This is a genomic window from Cloacibacterium caeni, from assembly GCF_907163105.1.
GTDB lineage: Bacteria > Bacteroidota > Bacteroidia > Flavobacteriales > Weeksellaceae > Cloacibacterium > Cloacibacterium caeni_A.
This window is the reverse complement of sequence record NZ_OU015321.1, coordinates 2508415-2526138: the sequence shown is the minus strand read 5'-3', so window position 1 is coordinate 2526138 and position 17724 is coordinate 2508415. Positions and strand designations below refer to the sequence as shown.

Below are 17724 nucleotides of genomic sequence, written 5' to 3'. Positions count from 1 at the left end.
ATTACCTGAAATCTGATGTCTAATTTACAAATCCTCTGCTTCAGCTATTAATTCTACGATGTCTTTTACCTCTACTTCTTCATTTTTGTTGAAGTGTTTTACACCATCAGTCATCATCGTGTTACAGAATGGGCAACCTGTTGCTACAATTTTTGGATTAAGCGCAAGTGCTTCTTCGGTTCTTTCGATATTAATGTCTTTATTGCCTTTTTCTGGTTCTTTAAACATTTGTGCACCTCCAGCTCCACAACATAAACCGTTGGTTTTACAACGCTTCATTTCTACCAATTCTGCATCTAATTTTTCTAAAAGAACTCTTGGAGCTTCATATTCATCATTTGCTCTTCCTAGATAACAAGGATCGTGGAAAGTGATTTTTTTACCTTTGAAAGCGCCACCTTCTATTTTTAGTCTTCCTTGTTCCATCAATTGTTGAAGCAATTGTGTATGGTGCATTACTTCGTAATTTCCACCCAAACTAGGATATTCGTTTTTTAAAGTATTGAAGCAATGCGGACAAGCCGTTACGATTTTCTTTACTTCGTAAGCGTTTAAAACTTCTATGTTCGTTAATGCCATCATCTGAAAAATGAATTCATTTCCAGCACGCTTTGCAGGGTCTCCAGTACAAGATTCTTCTTGACCAAGAACTGCAAATTCTACTCCTACTTTATTTAAAATTTTAGCAAATGCTTTGGTAATTTTTTTGGCTCTATCATCAAAACTTCCTGCACAACCTACCCAAAAAAGAACTTCTGGAGATTTTCCTTCGGCAGCATATTCTGCCATTGTTTTTATAGTGAAATCCATATTGTAAATATGCTAATTTGTTAATTTGCTGATGTGTTAATTTTCTCATCAACACATCATCTCATTGTCACATTAATTTTCGTTTGCCCAATTTAATCTATCAGCTTGATTGTATTGCCAAGGTGCTGCATTGTTTTCGATATTGGTCATCATCATATTCAATTCTTGTGGAGCTGCAGATTGTTCCATCACCATAAATCTACGCATTTCAAAAATGATAGAAAGAGGGTCAATCAATACCGGACAAGCTTCCACACAAGCATTACAACTTGTACAAGCCCATAATTCTTCTTTGGTAATATAATCGTTTAAGAGTTTTTTGCCGTCATCTACAAATTTTCCGTTTTTGTTGATGTTTTTGCCCACCTCTTCAATTCTGTCTCTTGTAGACATCATAATTTTACGTGGCGAAAGTTTTTTACCGGTAATATTTGCCGGACAAACCGCAGTACATCTACCACATTCTGTACAAGAATAGGCATTCAGTAACTGAACTTGATTCAAATCAAAAATATCTTCAGCACCAAATTTTGCTGGAGGTTCTGCTCCTTCTGGTTGCGCGGCATAAGGATCTGCATTAGGATCCATCATTAATTTGATTTCTTGAGTTACAGATTCTAAATTATTGAATTTACCTTTTTTCTCCAAATTAGCATACCAAGTATTCGGGAATGCAAAAATGATGTGAAGGTGTTTAGAATAATACAAATAGTTCATGAAGAACAAAATTCCTACAAAGTGGAACCACCAAGCTCCTCTTTCTATGAAATGTAAAAACCCATCACTGAAACCGAAAGATTGAAAAATCGGCGCAATAAGGTTAGATGAAACAGGGAAACTTCCGTGTGCTGCTAAAACGCCATTTTGCTGAAGCAACCAATCTGCTGCATTCATTTTGAAAAAAGCCATCATTAAGCAGAATTCTATTACCAAAATCCAATTGGCATCATTTTTTGGCCAACCTTTTAGGTCGATAGAAGATAATCTAGGAATTTTAAGACCATTTCTTCTGATGAAGAATGCTACTACAGCAATCACTACTAATGCAGCTAAAATTTCTAATGTAGCACTGAAAATTCCATAAAGTGTATCTCCAAAAATTGAAGCTAAGAAACGGTGCGTGCCGAAAATTCCATCTACAATGATTTCAATCAATTCAATGTTGATAATCACGAAACCTACATAAACAATCATGTGCAAGAATGCTGCAACTGGGCGTTTTTTCATTTTGCTTTGCCCGAGAGCAACGGTTGCCATTGTTTTCCATCTTTCTGATGGGTTATCAGAACGATTGATTTCTCTTCCTAGTTTTATATTTCGGTAAATTTCTTTTAAACTTTTAAAAAACAGACCGAAACCAGCAATGAGTAAAACAAGGAATAAAATATTGTCTAAATATTGCATAGTTATTTTTTTCTCTTTTTCAAAAATACGTTAATTATTTCTTACCAAAAACAGAAATATTTATGTATCGCTTAGGATTTTCTTTAAGGTCTAAAATTAGACTATTAAGGTTCTCTGAGGTCTTATTGAGATTATTGTATAATTCCTCATCTTTAGCTAGTTTACCAAGGCTTCCTTCTCCATTATTAATTCCAGAAATCACTTGATTAAGTTTATTAGAAACTTCCGAAAGCCTTTCTACTGTTTGATTGAGCTGTTTCGTATCAATACTTTCTGCAACTTTTCCATATTTTTCAACAGCAGCATTGGCAGAAATCATAGTTTTATTAGCATTATCAAGTACATTCTCTACTCTACCTTGACTAGAAGCCAATAATCTATTGGTTTGGTCAGAAGTATTTTTGAAAGAAGCAACTGTTTGGTTGAGACTTGCCAAAAGTATTTTAATTTCTCTTCTGTTTTGTTCGTCTACAATTTTATTAGTCGCGGCCATTGTAGAATCTAGTTTAGTTAAAACACTTTGTACTTGGTCTTTTACAGGACCAACCTGCGAAGATAAACTTGCCATCAAAGAAGATTGAAAAGTTCCTCTTAAAGTGTCTCCATCTTTAGCAAAAGGTGCTTTATCATAAACCAAATGAATTCTTGCTTGTTTGCCAGACATAATTCCTGGTTCAAAGATTTCTACAGTAGAATTTTTAGAAAAACTAAAACCTTTATCCACTAAAACTTTAACCACAAAATAAATGGTTCCGTCTTTGGCTGTTTGTGGAAGGATTTTATCCACCTGTCCTACTTTCAAACCGTTGATAGAAACTGGATTAGACTGCTCTAAACCGTCTACATTGTCAAATTTCGCGTAGTAAATATTATCTGATGTAAAGAAACTTTTCCCCTTCATAAACTGGAAAAGAATAACGAATCCTACAATAGCTAAAAGTGCTATTAAACCTGCTTTTATTTCTTTAGTGTATTTCACAATTTTATGAATTTTTATGCGCAAATATACTACTTTTTGAAGTAATGGTAGTTTCAATATTTCTGCATATTGTTATAAAAAAAGCGACTTTTTCTAGAAAAAGTCGCTTTTAAATATTTATGAGAAGAATTATTGAGCTTGAGAAGTTTTATCCCACACTTCAATTCTGTAATCTTCTATCTTAGCATTGTCTTGTAAACTCTTCATTAGTGATTGGCTAAACATTTGAGCACCTTGCTGTTGCATTGCTTGCATGATTTGTTTAGCATCTCCTGGTTGTTTGTTTAATGTAACCGCTTTTTGTGTTACTACAAATACTCCAGTTGCACCTTCTACTGGTTTAGAAGTTTTACCTTTTTTAACACCAAATGCAGCTCCAGCTACTTTAGCTTCCATAGCACCTCCTACAAATGGAGAGAATAAACTTACTTGCGAAGATTGTTTAGTTGTACCAAATAATTTAGCTATTGCATCTAGACTTGTTGCTTTACTTGCAGTAATTTTTTCGCTAATTTTTTTCGCTAATAATTGGTTTCTTACAATTGGTTCTACTTGTTCTCTTACAGATTCTGGATCTGCAATTCCCGCTTCTTGTTTACCGTTTAAGTACACTACGATGTAGTCACCATTACCAGTGGTAAAGATATTAGTTTCTCCTTTTTCTCTTTCTTTGTTAAATGCCCAAGCTAAAATTTCTTCGTCTTTATCTGTTCCTAAACCTTGGATTTGACCTTGGAATCTTTTTACAGATTTAGGATTTTGGAAATTGAAATTTTTCTTTTTCGCTCCGTTTGCAAAATCATTGAAAGATTTCCCTTGAACTGATTGAATGAAAGTATTTGCTTCTGTATATACTTTATTTTCGGTTTCTTTAGAAGCTCTAATGTCTTTTGCTAAGTTTGCAATTTTGTAAACTGGCATTTTATTTTCGTTAACAATAATATGATAACCAAAATCAGTTTCTACTACACCTACAGCTCCTTTTGCATTTCCTTTTACCCAATCTCCGAAAGGTTTAGCGTAATTATTATCATTATCTAAAATCCAACTTAACATACCTCCTCTTTGCGCAGCACCTGGCTCATCAGACATTTGTACATATTCGTTGAATTTCAATGGATCAGCTTTTACTAATGCACCAATGCTGTCTGCTAATTTTTTAGCTTCTTCTTTGGTTCTAGTTTGCTTTTCATCTGCTCTCATTGCGCCTTTGTATGCAAACAAAATGTGTTTAGGCATTGTAGCATTGCTCTTTCCTACTAATTTGGTCACATAATATTTGTCACCAGATTTATAAGGTCCAAAAAATTGTCCTGCAGAAGCTCCTTTTACGAAAGCTTGCGCTTCTTGAGGAATTTCTTGGTCAGAAACAAATGAATATTTAATTTGTGCTTCAGAGTTTAATTCTACGAACATAGAATCGTTCGGAGTATTTTTGAAACTTTCTAAACCATTACCATTATCTACACCTTCGTTGTAAAGTTTGTTGATTTCTTTAAGCGCTAAAGCATCATCTGCTGCACTTGGTTTTGCAGGAAAATATACGATTCCTAAGTTTCTAGCAGCTTCAGATTTAAACATCACAGGATGTTTTTTGATATAGTTCGCTAAATCTTCAGTAGTCACTTTTACGGGATTTTTAGCAGCAAAAGCAGCATAATCTACTTTCACGAAGTCTATATCAGCAACTTCGTCTCTTTGCTTCATTAATTCAGCAGCTTCTTTTTTGTTGGCTGTAATTCCTGTAGTAACGTTTGCAAAAAGCTGTCTTGCCATCATTCTGTATTCGATAGCTTTTTTAGCTTTTAACCATTCGTTATATTGGTTTACGTCTCCATTATTTTTAAGTTCTTCAATTTGCTTTTTGATATCAGCAATTTTGAAGTTTCCTTTTTCGTCAAAATTTTGTGGATTGTTTTCTTTTGAAAACATTGGGTCAAATTGTAATTGATTCCAGAAAATTTCATCTGTAATTTTTAACCCCATTTTATCAAACTGTTGTTCGATTAATTTAGACTGCACCAAAATTTGCCAAGCTTGTTCTTCTAAGCCTTGCTGTGGTTGTCCTTGAGATTGTTGTTGTAACAAACTTAATTGGTCATTAAATTCATCACGAGTGATTTCTTCACCATTTACCTTTCCCAAAATATTTGGATTTTGACCAAACATTTTATCCATGCTTTCAGGATTAATTAAAAATGCTAAAAGTGCAATAATAATCATTCCTAATAATAGCCAAGGTCTCTTTCTTATTGAAGCTGTAATTGACATTTTATATATAAGTATTTAAAATCAGTGTGCGAAAATACATAATTTTAAGATAATAGAGAAATTTTATCACTCATTTTCATTCGTTTATATTTATTTTTTTTAAGGATTTTACAGAAGTCTATTTGGTAAATATTTCACAAGCGACCACCACTTTGAAAATCAGTTCAGTTTTCTAGAATAAAAAAAGGAAAATTTGTCCATAAAAACTCTTGGCATAGCTATTGCGAATATTAAAGTACTCTTTATTTTAGGCAAGAAAATTTGAATCATTGCCTTGGTAATTGATTTATACACTTTAAAAATGACAATTTGTCATTCTAATTTTTAGATTATGATTGAAATAGAAGATATCGCTTTTGAAAATTTTTTAGACGAAAATTTTAGCATCGTGGCAAACGAAGAAAAACAAACCAAAGAAGAAAAAGCACAAGAGATTTTTCCGATTCTACCTGTTAGAAATATGGTGATGTTTCCGAAAGTGGTTATCCCCATCACTGCGGGAAGAGAAAAGTCTATCAAATTATTAGAAGAAGCACAAAAAAACGGTCAACTGATAGGAATTTTGAGTCAAAAACTCTCTCATCAAGAAAATCCTACCGAAAAAGACCTTTACCAAATAGGAACTATTGCTAAAATCATCAAAATCATCAAACTTCCTGATGGCAACATTTCTGCAATTACAAGAGGTGTTCAGCGTTTCAAAGTGAAAAGTTTCATTGAAACCGAACCTTATTTCACCGCAGAAATAGAAAAATTAAAGGATTCTTCTACAAAAAAGAAAGAAGAATACGAAGCTTTGATTGATAACATCAAGGATTTAGCAATTAAAATCATAGAAATAGACCCTAATATTCCTGGCGCAGCTAATTTTGCCATCAGAAATATTGAAGGACAAGAAGATTTACTGAATTTCATCTGCGTAAATGCAAATTTCTCTTCGGAAAACAAACAAAAACTTCTGGAAGAAAAATCATTGATGAAGCGCGCAGAATTATGCTATGAACTGATGCATGATGATTTCAGAAGATTAGAATTGAAAAATCAAATTCATCAAAAAACTTCTCGCGATTTAGACAAACAACAGAGAGAATATTTCCTGAGCCAACAAATTAAAACCATTCAGGAAGAATTAGGCGGTGGAACCGAAACCGATGTAGATGAACTGAAGAAAAAAGCAGAAAAAATTTCTTGGAAACCAGAAATTCAGGAACATTTCGAGAAAGAACTGAAAAGACTTCAGCGCCATAATCCCAATTCGCCAGATTATAATGTACAGAGAAATTATCTAGACTTCTTCACAGATTTGCCTTGGAATTCTTATTCTAAAGACATTTTTGACATTCCAAAAGCGGAAAAAATCTTGAATAAAGACCATTTCGGTTTAGAAGACATCAAGAAAAGAATTTTAGAACACATGGCGGTTCTGAAATTGAAAAATGACATGAAATCTCCGATTTTGTGTTTAGTGGGTCCTCCTGGAGTTGGTAAAACTTCCCTCGGAAAGTCTATTGCAGATGCTCTTGGCAGAAAATATGTAAGAATGAGTTTGGGCGGTTTGCATGACGAATCAGAAATCCGTGGACACAGAAAAACTTACATCGGCGCAATGGCAGGAAGATTATTGCAAGCCATCAAAAAAGCGGGAACATCTAATCCAGTTATCGTTTTAGACGAAATAGACAAACTCGGACAAGGAATTCACGGCGACCCAAGTTCTGCACTTTTAGAAGTTTTAGACCCAGAACAAAACCACAGTTTCTATGACAATTTCTTAGAAATTGGTTACGACTTGTCAAAAGTAATGTTCATTGCTACTGCCAATTCGCTTTCTACCATTCAAACGCCATTGTTAGACAGAATGGAAATCATTCAACTTTCGGGTTATACCATTGAAGAAAAAGTAGAAATAGCAAAACGCCATTTGATAAAAAAACAAATGGAAGAAACTGGCCTACAAAAAGACGCTTATAAACTAGGAAATAAAGAAATTGCACACGTAGTAGAAGCTTTCACTAGAGAAAGTGGCGTAAGAAATTTAGAAAAACAAATCGCCAAAATTTCTCGTTGGGTTGCCCTACAAATTACCATGAATAAAGAATACGATCCGAAAATTTCCATTCAGAAAATTGATGAAATTTTAGGTGTTCCGATGTCTAAAAATTTCTCAGAAATGATGGATATTCCTGGTGTAGTTACAGGCTTAGCTTGGACTTCAGTTGGTGGCGATATCTTATTCATTGAGAGCATTTTAAGTAAAGGAAAAGGCAATCTTACCATGACAGGAAATCTAGGAAATGTAATGAAAGAATCGGCAACGATTTCGCTAGAATACATCAAAGCAAAACACGAAAGTTTAGGCATTTCTTTAGAAGATATTGAAAATAAAAATATTCACGTTCACGTTCCTGAAGGTGCCACTCCGAAAGATGGACCAAGTGCAGGAATTGCAATGCTAACCAGCATGGTTTCCAGCTATTTAAACAAAAAAGTAAAACCACATTTGGCAATGACTGGCGAAATTACTTTAAGAGGAAAAGTGCTTCCAGTTGGAGGAATTAAAGAAAAATTGTTGGCCGCAGTAAGAGCCGAAATTAAAGAAGTAATTTTATGTGAAGAAAACAGAAAAGATGTTTTAGAAATCAACCAAAACTATCTTAAAAATCTAAAAGTTTATTACGTGAAAACCATGAAAGAAGTAGTGGAATTAGCGATTGAAAAATAATTTTACAAATCCATATTAAATTGAGGACAAGACGCAAATTTGCGTCTTGTCCTTTTTTTACAAACAACTGAAATTCTGCAACTTATATTGCAAACCAAGTTTACAAAAACAAAAAATCGCTTTTACAAACTTTACAAGAATCTTGTGCTCAACTTTGAGGAAGTCTAACTCAAAAAACCTTAAACAATGAACACAAAATTTCAAAAACTGGTTTTCGCAACCTTTATTTTAGCGGGATTATTTTCTTGTCAAAAATCTGAAAGTGTAGATTCTCAATACGAAAGTGCTGCCATGACCGCAGATTCTACTTCCGTTCAAAATGATGAAGTTTCTTACGCTGCTTCTCAACAAATTCCAGACAAAAAATTTGTAAAAACTGCAGAAGTTAGCATGGAAGTAACAGACGTTTACGAAGCAACAGTAGACATTGAAAATGCACTGAAAAATTTGGGAGGATTCGTTACCAAAAGTGAATTACAAAGTCAAGTTATCGAAGAAGAAACCTATAACACTTCTGACCAAAATGCGGTTTTACTCAGAAAATTCAATTCTTATAACAAAATACAAGTAAGAGTTCCTTCGGAAAAATTAGGTGCGTTTCTCACTTCTGTAAATGACCGAAAACTTTTCTTGAATACCAGAATTATTTTGGCTGAAGATGTAACCAACAATGCTAAAATTGCAGAACTTGAATTGAAAAAAATCAATAAAACGGGCGAAGTGATTTCTCAAATGAAAAACAATGAAAAGAAAGCAAACCTCACCGAAGAAAACGAAGAGAAAAACAATACCCAACAAATTGAAAATCTAAATTTTGCAGATAATATAAAGTACAGTACTGTAGACATTTACATTAAAGAACCAAAAGTAAGAATCGCCGAAATTGCCATTACCAACACCCAATTTTACGACAATAAATACCAAGTCAATTTCTTCTACGAAGCAAAATCTTCTCTACTTAACGGATTTTATTTCGTGCAAAAATTTTTCGTTTTCTTACTGAATTTTTGGCCTTTATTTTTAGGAATTCTAATTGTAATTTATTTTGTAAAGTATAACCTTATGACGATTATCTTTCCTAAAAAAATTTCAAAATCTGAGAATGTCGAAAAGTGATGAACTTCATATTTTTTTTACAAAAACTTAAAGCCCTGAAATTTTTCGGGGTTTTTTATTACTTTTTGTCTTGTCCTGAAAAAAGTTGACTAAAAATTAGATAATATGTCAACAAAAAAGAAAATTTCAAAAATTCCAATTGCCCCACAAATTTATAGCGAAGCATTTAAACGTCAAGTTGTAAGTGAATTTGAGAGGGGTTTATTTACTAAAGCAGAACTTCGAAGACGTTACAATATTCAAGGCAATAGTTGTCTACCAAGATGGTTAAAAAAATATGGTAAATTTACCTATGAAGATAAATTAACTATTGGTCGTCCTATGAAAGATCCTCAACAACAGCGTATAAAAGAGCTAGAGGCTCAATTAGCAAAAAAAGAAGAAGAATTAAAAGTATTCAAACGATTTATTGAAATAGCTGAACGTGAGCTTAAAATTGATATTGTAAAAAAGTCTGGTTCCAAGCAGTTGAAGAAATAAATGTAAATAGTTCATTGACTATTTATGAGTTATGCGAACTGTTTGGATACACAAAACAAGCATTTTACAAGCGAAAGTCAAAGGTAAAAACGCCTAAATACAACTCAGAATTATTACGAAGTTTAGTAGTTACTATTCGTAAGCAATTACCCCGAACAGGTGGCAAGAAACTTTATGTAATGTTACAAGATGAATTTATAAAACATCATATATCAATTGGTCGGGATCATTTTTTAGATTTTTTAAAAGCCGAATATTTACAAGTACCTAAAGTTCGAAGATATTACAAAACAACAAACTCAAGACATTGGATGAAACGCTATCCAAATTTAATTAGCAATTTTGTACTTAACAGACCTGAGCAAGTTTGGGTTGCTGATATAACTTATTTACGAACAAAAGAGAAAACATACTATTTGCATTTACTCACTGATGCTTGTTCCAAGAAAATCGTTGGTTATCAACTGTCAGATAATTTAATGAGTTCAACTACAGTAAAAGCTTTAGAAATGGCTTTGATTAACAGGGAAACAAAAAATCAACTCATTCACCATTCTGATAGAGGTTTACAATATTGCAGTAAAGAGTATACCGAATTGTTAAAGAAAAACAATATTTTAATTAGTATGACGCAAGAATACGACCCGTATGAAAATGCAGTAGCAGAAAGAGTAAATGGAATTTTAAAAGAAGAATTTGGTTTACATGAAATATTTGAAAACTATCAAAATTTAAACAAACAAGTTACACAAGCCATAACTTTATACAACAATTTTAGAATACATATGTCAATTAATATGATAACTCCAAACCAAGCGCATCAACAAAAAACAATACAATTAAAACAATGGAAAAAAATAAATCGTAACAGAATTAATTCTGCTACGATTTAACTATATTTGAATTATTAACGAGTCAACCTTTTTTAGGACAACTCATATCTTTTTTCGAAAATTCGTTAAATTTCCTCTTGACCTTTCATTTTTTCTGCATTTTCTGCCATAATCACGGCATCCATCATTTCTTGGATATCGCCATTCATGTAAGCATCTAGATTGTAGATAGATTTGTTAATTCTGTGATCGGTAACTCTACCTTGAGGATAATTGTAGGTTTTAATTTTTGCAGAACGGTCACCGGTAGAAACCATTGTTTTACGTTGTGCTGCAATATCTCCCACCACTTCCTGTAATTTAATATCATACAATTTCGCACGAAGCATTTCCATTGCCAATTCACGGTTAGCAAGCTGAGAACGTGCTTGCTGACAAACCACCACTAAACCAGAAGGTTTGTGTGTTAACTGCACTTTTGTTTCAACTTTGTTTACGTTTTGTCCACCAGCTCCACCAGAACGAGAGGTTTGCATCTCAATATCTGCAGGATTAATTTCCACATCTACTTCTTCCGCTTCTGGTAAAACTGCAATCGTAATCGCTGAAGTGTGAACTCTACCTTGAGATTCGGTTTCTGGAACTCTCTGAACACGGTGAACTCCAGATTCAAATTTCATAATTCCGTAAACGCCTTCTCCTTCTACTTTCATCACGAGTTCTTTGTAACCTTTAGACGCTTCAGAAGAATCAGTAATTTCGTGTCTCCAACCTTTGGTTTTGAAATACATGGTGTACATTCTGTACATATCTTCCACGAAAATCGCAGCTTCGTCACCACCGGTTCCGGCACGCATTTCCAGGATAATATTTTTATCGTCTGCAGGATCTTTTGGGATTAAAAGAACTTTTAATTCTTCTTCCAAACCTGGAATTTTTTCTAAAGCTTCATTTTTTTCGATTTTTGCTAATTCTACAAAATCTTTATCAGAACCGTCTGCAATGATTTCGTCTGATTCTTCGATGGTGTTGAGAGCTTGCATGTACTCATCAAAAACTTTCACGATTTTACCTAAATCGCTGTATTCTTTGTTGAGCTGACCATATCTTTTTTGGTCAGTAATCACATCTGGTTGTATAATTAAATCAGCAACCTCGTTATAACGTTGCTTAATTGCTTGAAGTTTTGGGATTAAACTTTTTGACATAGTCTAAAATTATTTGGGTGCAAAGATAAGGAATTTTGCTTGGATGTTAGAAGTTAGATGTAAGGATGAAAAAAATCTGCTCAGAAAACTGAACAGATTTTAAATATATTTTGTTTTGCTTTGATATTACTTTTCTCAAATTCAGGGAGAAAAGCAATGTCACCTCAATTAATGATGACCAGCGTGTAAATAAGGGCCGTTTCCTTTTGGTTGGTTGTAGATTACTTCCACACCTTCCTGCTCTAGAAGAGTTTTTCTTCTGATATCTTCTGGGTTAAATTTCTTAGTTTTTCCGAAATATTCAGCTAAACCTTCAGTTAACCACATTGGAATCACTACTCCAAAGAACATGAAAATACACCAAAATCCTATTAGGAACATTACGATAAAATAAACGGTCCAAAGGAACTGATAAACTGGCCAAAATCCTGCTAAAAACATAATTTCTATTATTTTAGGCAAAAATAAAACTTTACTTCTATTTATGCAAAAATAATTAAGCTTTTTTTATAAAGATTAATATTCATCATTCCAAAACCTCTATTTTACTCAAAATCAACAAGAAGAAATTTCTCAAAATCGATAAAAATTATCTTTTTTAATAGAAAAATATCTTTGTTAAGAACTTTCTTTTTTTTGAAGTCATTTATTGATATTTCTCATTAAGAAATTATGCATCACCCTATTTTATTGGGGTAATTTTGCAGAGAAATTAAATGACAAAAGATGAAGATATTAATTATAGGCGGTGTAGCTGGTGGAGCCACTAGTGCCGCAAGATTGAGAAGATTAGATGAAAAAAATTCTATAATTTTATTTGAAAAAGGAGCGTACATTTCTTATGCAAACTGCGGCCTTCCTTATTATATTGGGGGAGTGATAGAAGAAAGAGAAAAACTTTTTGTGCAATCTGCCGAAGAATTCGGGACGAGATATGGTATTGACGTAAGAGTAAATACAGAGATTTTGAGCATTCATCCAGAAGAAAAATTAGTAAAAGCAAAAAATCTGATTACTGGCGAAACTTACGAAGAAACATATGATAAATTAATCCTTTCTCCAGGTGCTGATCCTATTGTTCCGCCACTTCCAGGAATTAAGAGTGAAGGAATTTTTACCATTCGCAATGTTACAGATACCGATTACATCAAAGAATATATTTCTACCAAAAATGTACAAAAAGCTATAGTAGTAGGTGCTGGTTTTATTGGTTTGGAAATGGCAGAAAACCTCCACGAACTTGGTATTCAGGTTTCTATTGTGGAAATGTCTGACCAAGTAATGGGACCTTTAGATTATTCTATGGCTTCTATTGTGCATCAACATTTAAAAACTAAAAATGTAGAATTTTATCTTCTTGATGGTGTAAAAAGTTTTGAAAAATTAGAAGACGGAAGTATTATTGTTGAATTAATGTCAGGAAGAAAAATTACTGTAGATATGGTGATTCTTTCCATCGGTGTAAAACCTACCATTAAACTCGCTAAAGAAAGTGGTTTAGAAATTGGTGAAGCTGGCGGAATTAAAGTAAATCCTTATTTACAAACTTCAAATCCAGATGTTTATGCAGTAGGTGACGCAATAGAGTTTCCTAGTCCAATTACAGGAAAACCATTTATGAATTATTTGGCGGGACCTGCAAACCGACAAGGTAGAATTTGTGCAGACAATATTATTTTGGGAAATGTAACTGAATACAAAGGTTCTATAAGCACGGCAATTGCCAAAGTTTTTGATATTACGGTAGCTTCAACTGGTATTGCAAGCAAAATTTTGAAAAAATCTGGAATTAAATATTTAGATTCTATCACGCATTCTGCTTCTCATGCTGGTTATTATCCTGGTGCAATTCCTATGACCATCAAGATTATTTACCAACCTGAAACTGGTAAACTTTTCGGAGCGCAAGTTGTGGGTTATGACAGCGTTGACAAGAGATTAGATTTAATTGCAAGCGTGGTAAAAAAAGGCGGAACAATTTATGATTTAATAGATATAGAACACGCTTATGCTCCACCTTATTCTTCTGCAAAAGATCCTGTAAATATGGCAGGTTATGTTGCAGAAAATATTCTGAACGGGAAGGTTAAGATTAAACATTGGAGACACGTAAATGCTCAAGAAGCTTTAAACGGAACAGTTTATTTAGATGTGAGAACTAAAGATGAATTTGAATTAGGTTCAATTCCTGGAGCTATTAACATTCCGATTGATGAATTGAGAGATAATCTTCATTTACTTAATAAATCAAATACCATTGTGGCATTTTGTGCGGTTGGTTTAAGAGGTTATTTGGCAGCTAGAATTTTGATGCAAAACGGTTTCGAAAATGTTTTTAATCTAAATGGCGGTTACAAAACTTGGGAATACGCGGTAAAAAAACAGAGCAACGAAGATATTTATAAAAATTTGGTGGTTAAAAAAGATGACCATATTTATCAAGCTCAAAATAAATCTGTTACCGTTTCTAGTGGAAACGCCATAAAAGTTGATGCTTGTGGATTGCAATGTCCAGGCCCGATTATGAAACTCAAAAAAGTTTTTGATACTGCAGATTCTGGAAATGTGTATGAAGTTTTGGCAACAGACCCAGGTTTTGCAAAAGACGTAGTTTCTTGGTGTAATATGACAGGGAATAAACTAATAGACGTAACGTCTAACGCTGGGAAAATTTCTGCAATTATAGAAAAAGCAGAACAAAAGAAAACTTCTGTACAAAGAAATACTCAAAACGGAGCTTCTTTTGTCGTTTTCAGTGATGATTTAGACAAAGCTTTAGCTACTTTTGTTTTGGCAAATGGTGCTGCAAGTTCGGGCAAAAAAGTGACCCTTTTCTTTACTTTCTGGGGATTGAATATCATCAAAAAAGCAGAAAAACCTAGCGTTAAAAAAGATATTGTAAGTAGAATGTTTGAGATGATGATGCCTTCAAATTCTAAAAATTTGGCACTTTCTAAAATGAATATGTTCGGAATTGGCGCTAAAATGATGAGGAATCAAATGAAAAACAAAGGCGTAGCTTCACTAGAACAAATGATGAAAGATGCGCAAGAAAACGGAGTAGAATTTGTGGCTTGTCAAATGTCTATGGATGTAATGGGTGTGAAAAAAGAAGAATTGTTAGATGTAGTACAAACTGGTGGTGTGGCAACATTCTTAGAAAAATCAGACGAATCTAATCTTAATTTATTCTTATAATTTCAAAAGATTTGTGAATATAAAAAGAGAGCGAAATTTTCGCTCTCTTTTCTTTTATGTAATATTTTTTAATGCGCCAAAGCGGCAAAGAAATCATTGCCCTTATCATCTGTAATGATAAACGCAGGGAAATCTTTCACTTCTATTTTTCTTACCGCTTCCATTCCTAATTCTGGGAAATCTACTACTTCCACGGAAAGAATATTTTCTTTCGCCAAAATTGCAGCAGGACCACCAATAGAACCTAGATAGAAACCGCCGTATTTCGCGCAAGCATTGGTAACATCTTTGCTTCTATTTCCCTTAGCAAGCATAATCATGCTTCCTCCATTCGCTTGGAATTCATCTACGTAAACATCCATTCTTCCCGCAGTTGTAGGCCCGAAACTTCCACTTGGCATTCCTTCTGGAGTTTTGGCAGGACCAGCGTAATAAATTGGGTGATTTTTAAAATATTCTGGCATTGGTTTTCCAGCATCTAATAATTCTTTGATTTTTGCGTGAGCAATATCTCTTGCAACAATCAATGTTCCGTTCAGTTTTAGACGAGTTTTGATAGGGTATTTAGACAATTCTGCCAAAATTTCTGGCATTGGTTTATTCAAATCTATTTCCACAGCTGGCTCTAAATGTGGAGCTGTTTCTGGTAAATATTGCGCTGGATTGGTTTCTAATTGCTCCAAGAAAATACCGTCTTTGGTGATTTTTCCTTTGATATTTCTATCTGCAGAACAAGAAACTCCCATTCCAACTGGGCAACTTGCAGCGTGTCTTGGAAGTCTAATTACTCTAACATCGTGAGTTAGATATTTCCCGCCAAATTGCGCTCCGATTGCAGATTCCTGACAAATTTCTTGCACTCTTTTCTCCCATTCTAAATCTCTGAACGCTTGACCAGCCATATTTCCTTCTGTAGGAAGGTTGTCATAATATTTAGCTGAAGCTTTTTTTACCGCTGCTAAATTGGCTTCGGCAGAAGTTCCACCAATAACTAAAGCTAAATGATAAGGTGGACAAGCTGCTGTTCCTAAATCCATAATTTTTTCACGAATAAATTCTTCTAAAGATTTATCATTTAATAAAGATTTTGTTTTTTGATAAAGAAAAGTTTTGTTGGCAGAACCACCTCCTTTTGTTAAGAATAAAAATTCGTAATAATTTCCTTTTTTTGCATAAATATCAATTTGTGCAGGAAGGTTAGAACCCGAATTTTTCTCTTCAAACATGCTCAAAGGAACAATCTGAGAATATCTTAAATTTCTATTTTTATAGGTATTGAAAATTCCTCGGCTTAAAAATTCTCCGTCATCAACTCCAGTGTAAACATTTTCTCCTTTTTTTGCTACCACAATTGCAGTTCCTGTATCTTGGCAAGAAGGCAATGCACCTTCCACGGCAACCGCTGCATTTTGTAATAAATTATACGCTACAAATCTATCATTATCAGTAGCTTCTGGATCATCTATAATTCTGCGTAAACTTGCCAAATGCTCAGAACGAAGCATAAAAGAAACATCTTCCATTGCTTTTTCTGCCAAAAGTTCTAAACCTTTTGGGTCAACGGTTAAGATTTCTCTATCACCTAATTGTTCTACTTTTACGTAATCTGAAGTGAGTTTTTTATAAACAGTGTCATCCTTTAGAATTGGATACGGATCTTGGTAAATAAAGTCCATTTTATATTTGATTTACGATTTTTGATTTACGATTTTTGAAGTTAAAAACCTTCTCTTTCATCTTCAAAATTGAAGTGTAAATTTACGAAATAAATCAAATAGAGGAAAGATAATATTGCGAGTATTAAAAACAAAAAAACCCTTTCTGCGTTCTATGCAAAAGCAAAAAACGCAAAAAGGGTTGGTTCTTAAAAAAAAAGCTAGTCTATAAACTTACTTGACTGGCAAAATATTCTTCTAATTCTTTTAAGGTCTCAGAATTGGTAGAAATATCTTTTACCACGACTCCTTTATTGATGGCTACAATTCGGTTGCAAACTTCTGTAGTGTGCGCCAAATCATGGCTAGAAATTAAGAAGGTAACTTCTGCATTTTGAGAAAGCACTTTAATAAGGTTCTTTAATTTAATCTGTGTAGAAGGATCCAAATTCGCGAAAGGTTCATCTAAAACAATGATTTCTGGATTGCCAATTAAAGCGCCTACAATTCCTACTTTTTTCTGATTTCCTTTCGATAAATCTCTGATGTATTTTCTAGCATTGAGAATTTCGCCATTAAATAAATCTTCGAATTGTTTTAGAAATTCGTCTACAGAAGCTTTGTTTTGTCCGCGCAATTCGCCTAAAAAGTAAAAATATTCTTCTGGAGTAAGATAACCAATTAAGAAACTGTCATCTATAAATGCAGAAACTTTATTTTTCCAATTTTCTGACTTATTTACTTGAATTCCATCAATTTGAATGCTTCCTGAACTAGGCTCAATTAAATCTAAAAGCAAGCTAAAGAGCGTGGTTTTTCCTGCTCCGTTATTACCTACCAAACCAAAAGTTTCGCCTTTGGGAATAGTAAGTTCTTGTATGTTAAGCACTTTTGCGGTTCCGTAAATTTTAGAAATATTTTGAATGTTTATCATGATAGTAATTGGTATTTAGTAATTAGTAGTTGGTAATTGGTATATTTATTTTGGTTGTGATTTTGCGTGAGGGCGAAACTGGAAATCCTTTTTTGCAAAAAAAGATTGGAAGTG

At 33.5% G+C, this 17724-nt stretch carries 12 protein-coding genes; 4 read left to right on the top strand and 8 right to left on the bottom strand.

What is annotated here, in order from left to right; translation table 11 throughout:
- Nucleotides 1-24: 24 nt before the first annotated feature.
- The 4 genes from KKQ76_RS11790 to KKQ76_RS11775 all read right to left on the bottom strand — a co-directional run bounded on the left by KKQ76_RS11790 (nt 25) and on the right by KKQ76_RS11775 (nt 5464).
- Nucleotides 25-810, bottom strand: coding sequence for a (Fe-S)-binding protein (locus KKQ76_RS11790; RefSeq protein ID WP_213197300.1), 786 nt, complete (start codon nt 808-810; stop codon nt 25-27).
- A 72-nt stretch (nt 811-882) separates the two neighbouring features.
- The gene (locus tag KKQ76_RS11785; RefSeq protein WP_213197299.1) at nt 883-2214 is read right to left on the bottom strand and encodes a (Fe-S)-binding protein; all 1332 of its coding nucleotides are present in this window, start codon (nt 2212-2214) and stop codon (nt 883-885) included.
- Between the two features lie 34 nt (nt 2215-2248).
- Nucleotides 2249-3193 carry an MlaD family protein gene (locus tag KKQ76_RS11780; RefSeq protein ID WP_213197534.1) on the bottom strand — a complete coding sequence of 315 codons (945 nt, stop codon included), beginning with the start codon at nt 3191-3193 and terminating at the stop codon, nt 2249-2251.
- A gap of 129 nt (nt 3194-3322) precedes the next feature.
- Complete coding sequence (locus tag KKQ76_RS11775; RefSeq protein WP_213197298.1) at nt 3323-5464, bottom strand: SurA N-terminal domain-containing protein; 2142 nt, start codon at nt 5462-5464, stop codon at nt 3323-3325.
- Between the two features lie 331 nt (nt 5465-5795).
- On the opposite strand from KKQ76_RS11775, the gene lon reads away from it, so the two are divergent.
- From lon to KKQ76_RS11760, 3 genes are all read left to right on the top strand, one after another.
- The gene (gene lon / locus KKQ76_RS11770; RefSeq protein WP_213197297.1) at nt 5796-8186 is read left to right on the top strand and encodes an endopeptidase La; all 2391 of its coding nucleotides are present in this window, start codon (nt 5796-5798) and stop codon (nt 8184-8186) included.
- Nucleotides 8187-8372: 186 nt separating this feature from the next.
- Nucleotides 8373-9302 carry a DUF4349 domain-containing protein gene (locus tag KKQ76_RS11765; protein WP_213197296.1) on the top strand — a complete coding sequence of 310 codons (930 nt, stop codon included), beginning with the start codon at nt 8373-8375 and terminating at the stop codon, nt 9300-9302.
- Between the two features lie 105 nt (nt 9303-9407).
- Nucleotides 9408-10675 (top strand): IS3 family transposase gene (locus KKQ76_RS11760; RefSeq protein ID WP_213195791.1). Its coding sequence is split into 2 segments (ribosomal slippage): nt 9408-9747 and nt 9747-10675, totalling 1269 coding nucleotides; the frame shifts between segments, so codons are not numbered across the junction.
- Nucleotides 10676-10740: 65 nt separating this feature from the next.
- On the opposite strand, the gene prfA is transcribed toward KKQ76_RS11760, so the two are convergent.
- Entirely contained in the window at nt 10741-11823 is a 1083-nt protein-coding gene (gene prfA / locus KKQ76_RS11755) for a peptide chain release factor 1 (RefSeq protein ID WP_213197295.1), read from the bottom strand.
- 168 nt (nt 11824-11991) lie between these two features.
- Nucleotides 11992-12264 carry a hypothetical protein gene (locus tag KKQ76_RS11750; RefSeq protein WP_213197294.1) on the bottom strand — a complete coding sequence of 91 codons (273 nt, stop codon included), beginning with the start codon at nt 12262-12264 and terminating at the stop codon, nt 11992-11994.
- 285 nt (nt 12265-12549) lie between these two features.
- On the opposite strand from KKQ76_RS11750, the gene KKQ76_RS11745 reads away from it, so the two are divergent.
- A complete protein-coding gene (locus tag KKQ76_RS11745; protein WP_213197293.1) occupies nt 12550-15021 on the top strand; it encodes an FAD-dependent oxidoreductase in 2472 nt (823 codons plus the stop codon).
- A 68-nt stretch (nt 15022-15089) separates the two neighbouring features.
- Here KKQ76_RS11745 and KKQ76_RS11740 read toward each other — a convergent pair whose 3' ends face one another.
- Nucleotides 15090-16697, bottom strand: coding sequence for a fumarate hydratase (locus tag KKQ76_RS11740; protein ID WP_213197292.1), 1608 nt, complete (start codon nt 16695-16697; stop codon nt 15090-15092).
- Nucleotides 16698-16902: 205 nt separating this feature from the next.
- On the bottom strand, nt 16903-17610 hold the full coding sequence (locus KKQ76_RS11735) for an ABC transporter ATP-binding protein (RefSeq protein WP_069800381.1): 708 nt from the start codon (nt 17608-17610) through the stop codon (nt 16903-16905).
- Nucleotides 17611-17724: the final 114 nt, after the last annotated feature.

What these genes read in the sequence shown, in the direction of transcription:
- KKQ76_RS11790 (WP_213197300.1), bottom strand. Translation starts at nt 810, where the DNA reads ATGGATTTCACTATAAAAACAATGGCAGAATATGCTGCCGAAGGAAAA.
- KKQ76_RS11785 (WP_213197299.1), bottom strand. Translation starts at nt 2,214, where the DNA reads ATGCAATATTTAGACAATATTTTATTCCTTGTTTTACTCATTGCTGGT.
- KKQ76_RS11775 (WP_213197298.1), bottom strand. Translation starts at nt 5,464, where the DNA reads ATGTCAATTACAGCTTCAATAAGAAAGAGACCTTGGCTATTATTAGGA.
- lon (WP_213197297.1), top strand. Translation starts at nt 5,796, where the DNA reads ATGATTGAAATAGAAGATATCGCTTTTGAAAATTTTTTAGACGAAAAT.
- KKQ76_RS11765 (WP_213197296.1), top strand. Translation starts at nt 8,373, where the DNA reads ATGAACACAAAATTTCAAAAACTGGTTTTCGCAACCTTTATTTTAGCG.
- prfA (WP_213197295.1), bottom strand. Translation starts at nt 11,823, where the DNA reads ATGTCAAAAAGTTTAATCCCAAAACTTCAAGCAATTAAGCAACGTTAT.
- KKQ76_RS11750 (WP_213197294.1), bottom strand. Translation starts at nt 12,264, where the DNA reads ATGTTTTTAGCAGGATTTTGGCCAGTTTATCAGTTCCTTTGGACCGTT.
- KKQ76_RS11745 (WP_213197293.1), top strand. Translation starts at nt 12,550, where the DNA reads ATGAAGATATTAATTATAGGCGGTGTAGCTGGTGGAGCCACTAGTGCC.
- KKQ76_RS11740 (WP_213197292.1), bottom strand. Translation starts at nt 16,697, where the DNA reads ATGGACTTTATTTACCAAGATCCGTATCCAATTCTAAAGGATGACACT.
- KKQ76_RS11735 (WP_069800381.1), bottom strand. Translation starts at nt 17,610, where the DNA reads ATGATAAACATTCAAAATATTTCTAAAATTTACGGAACCGCAAAAGTG.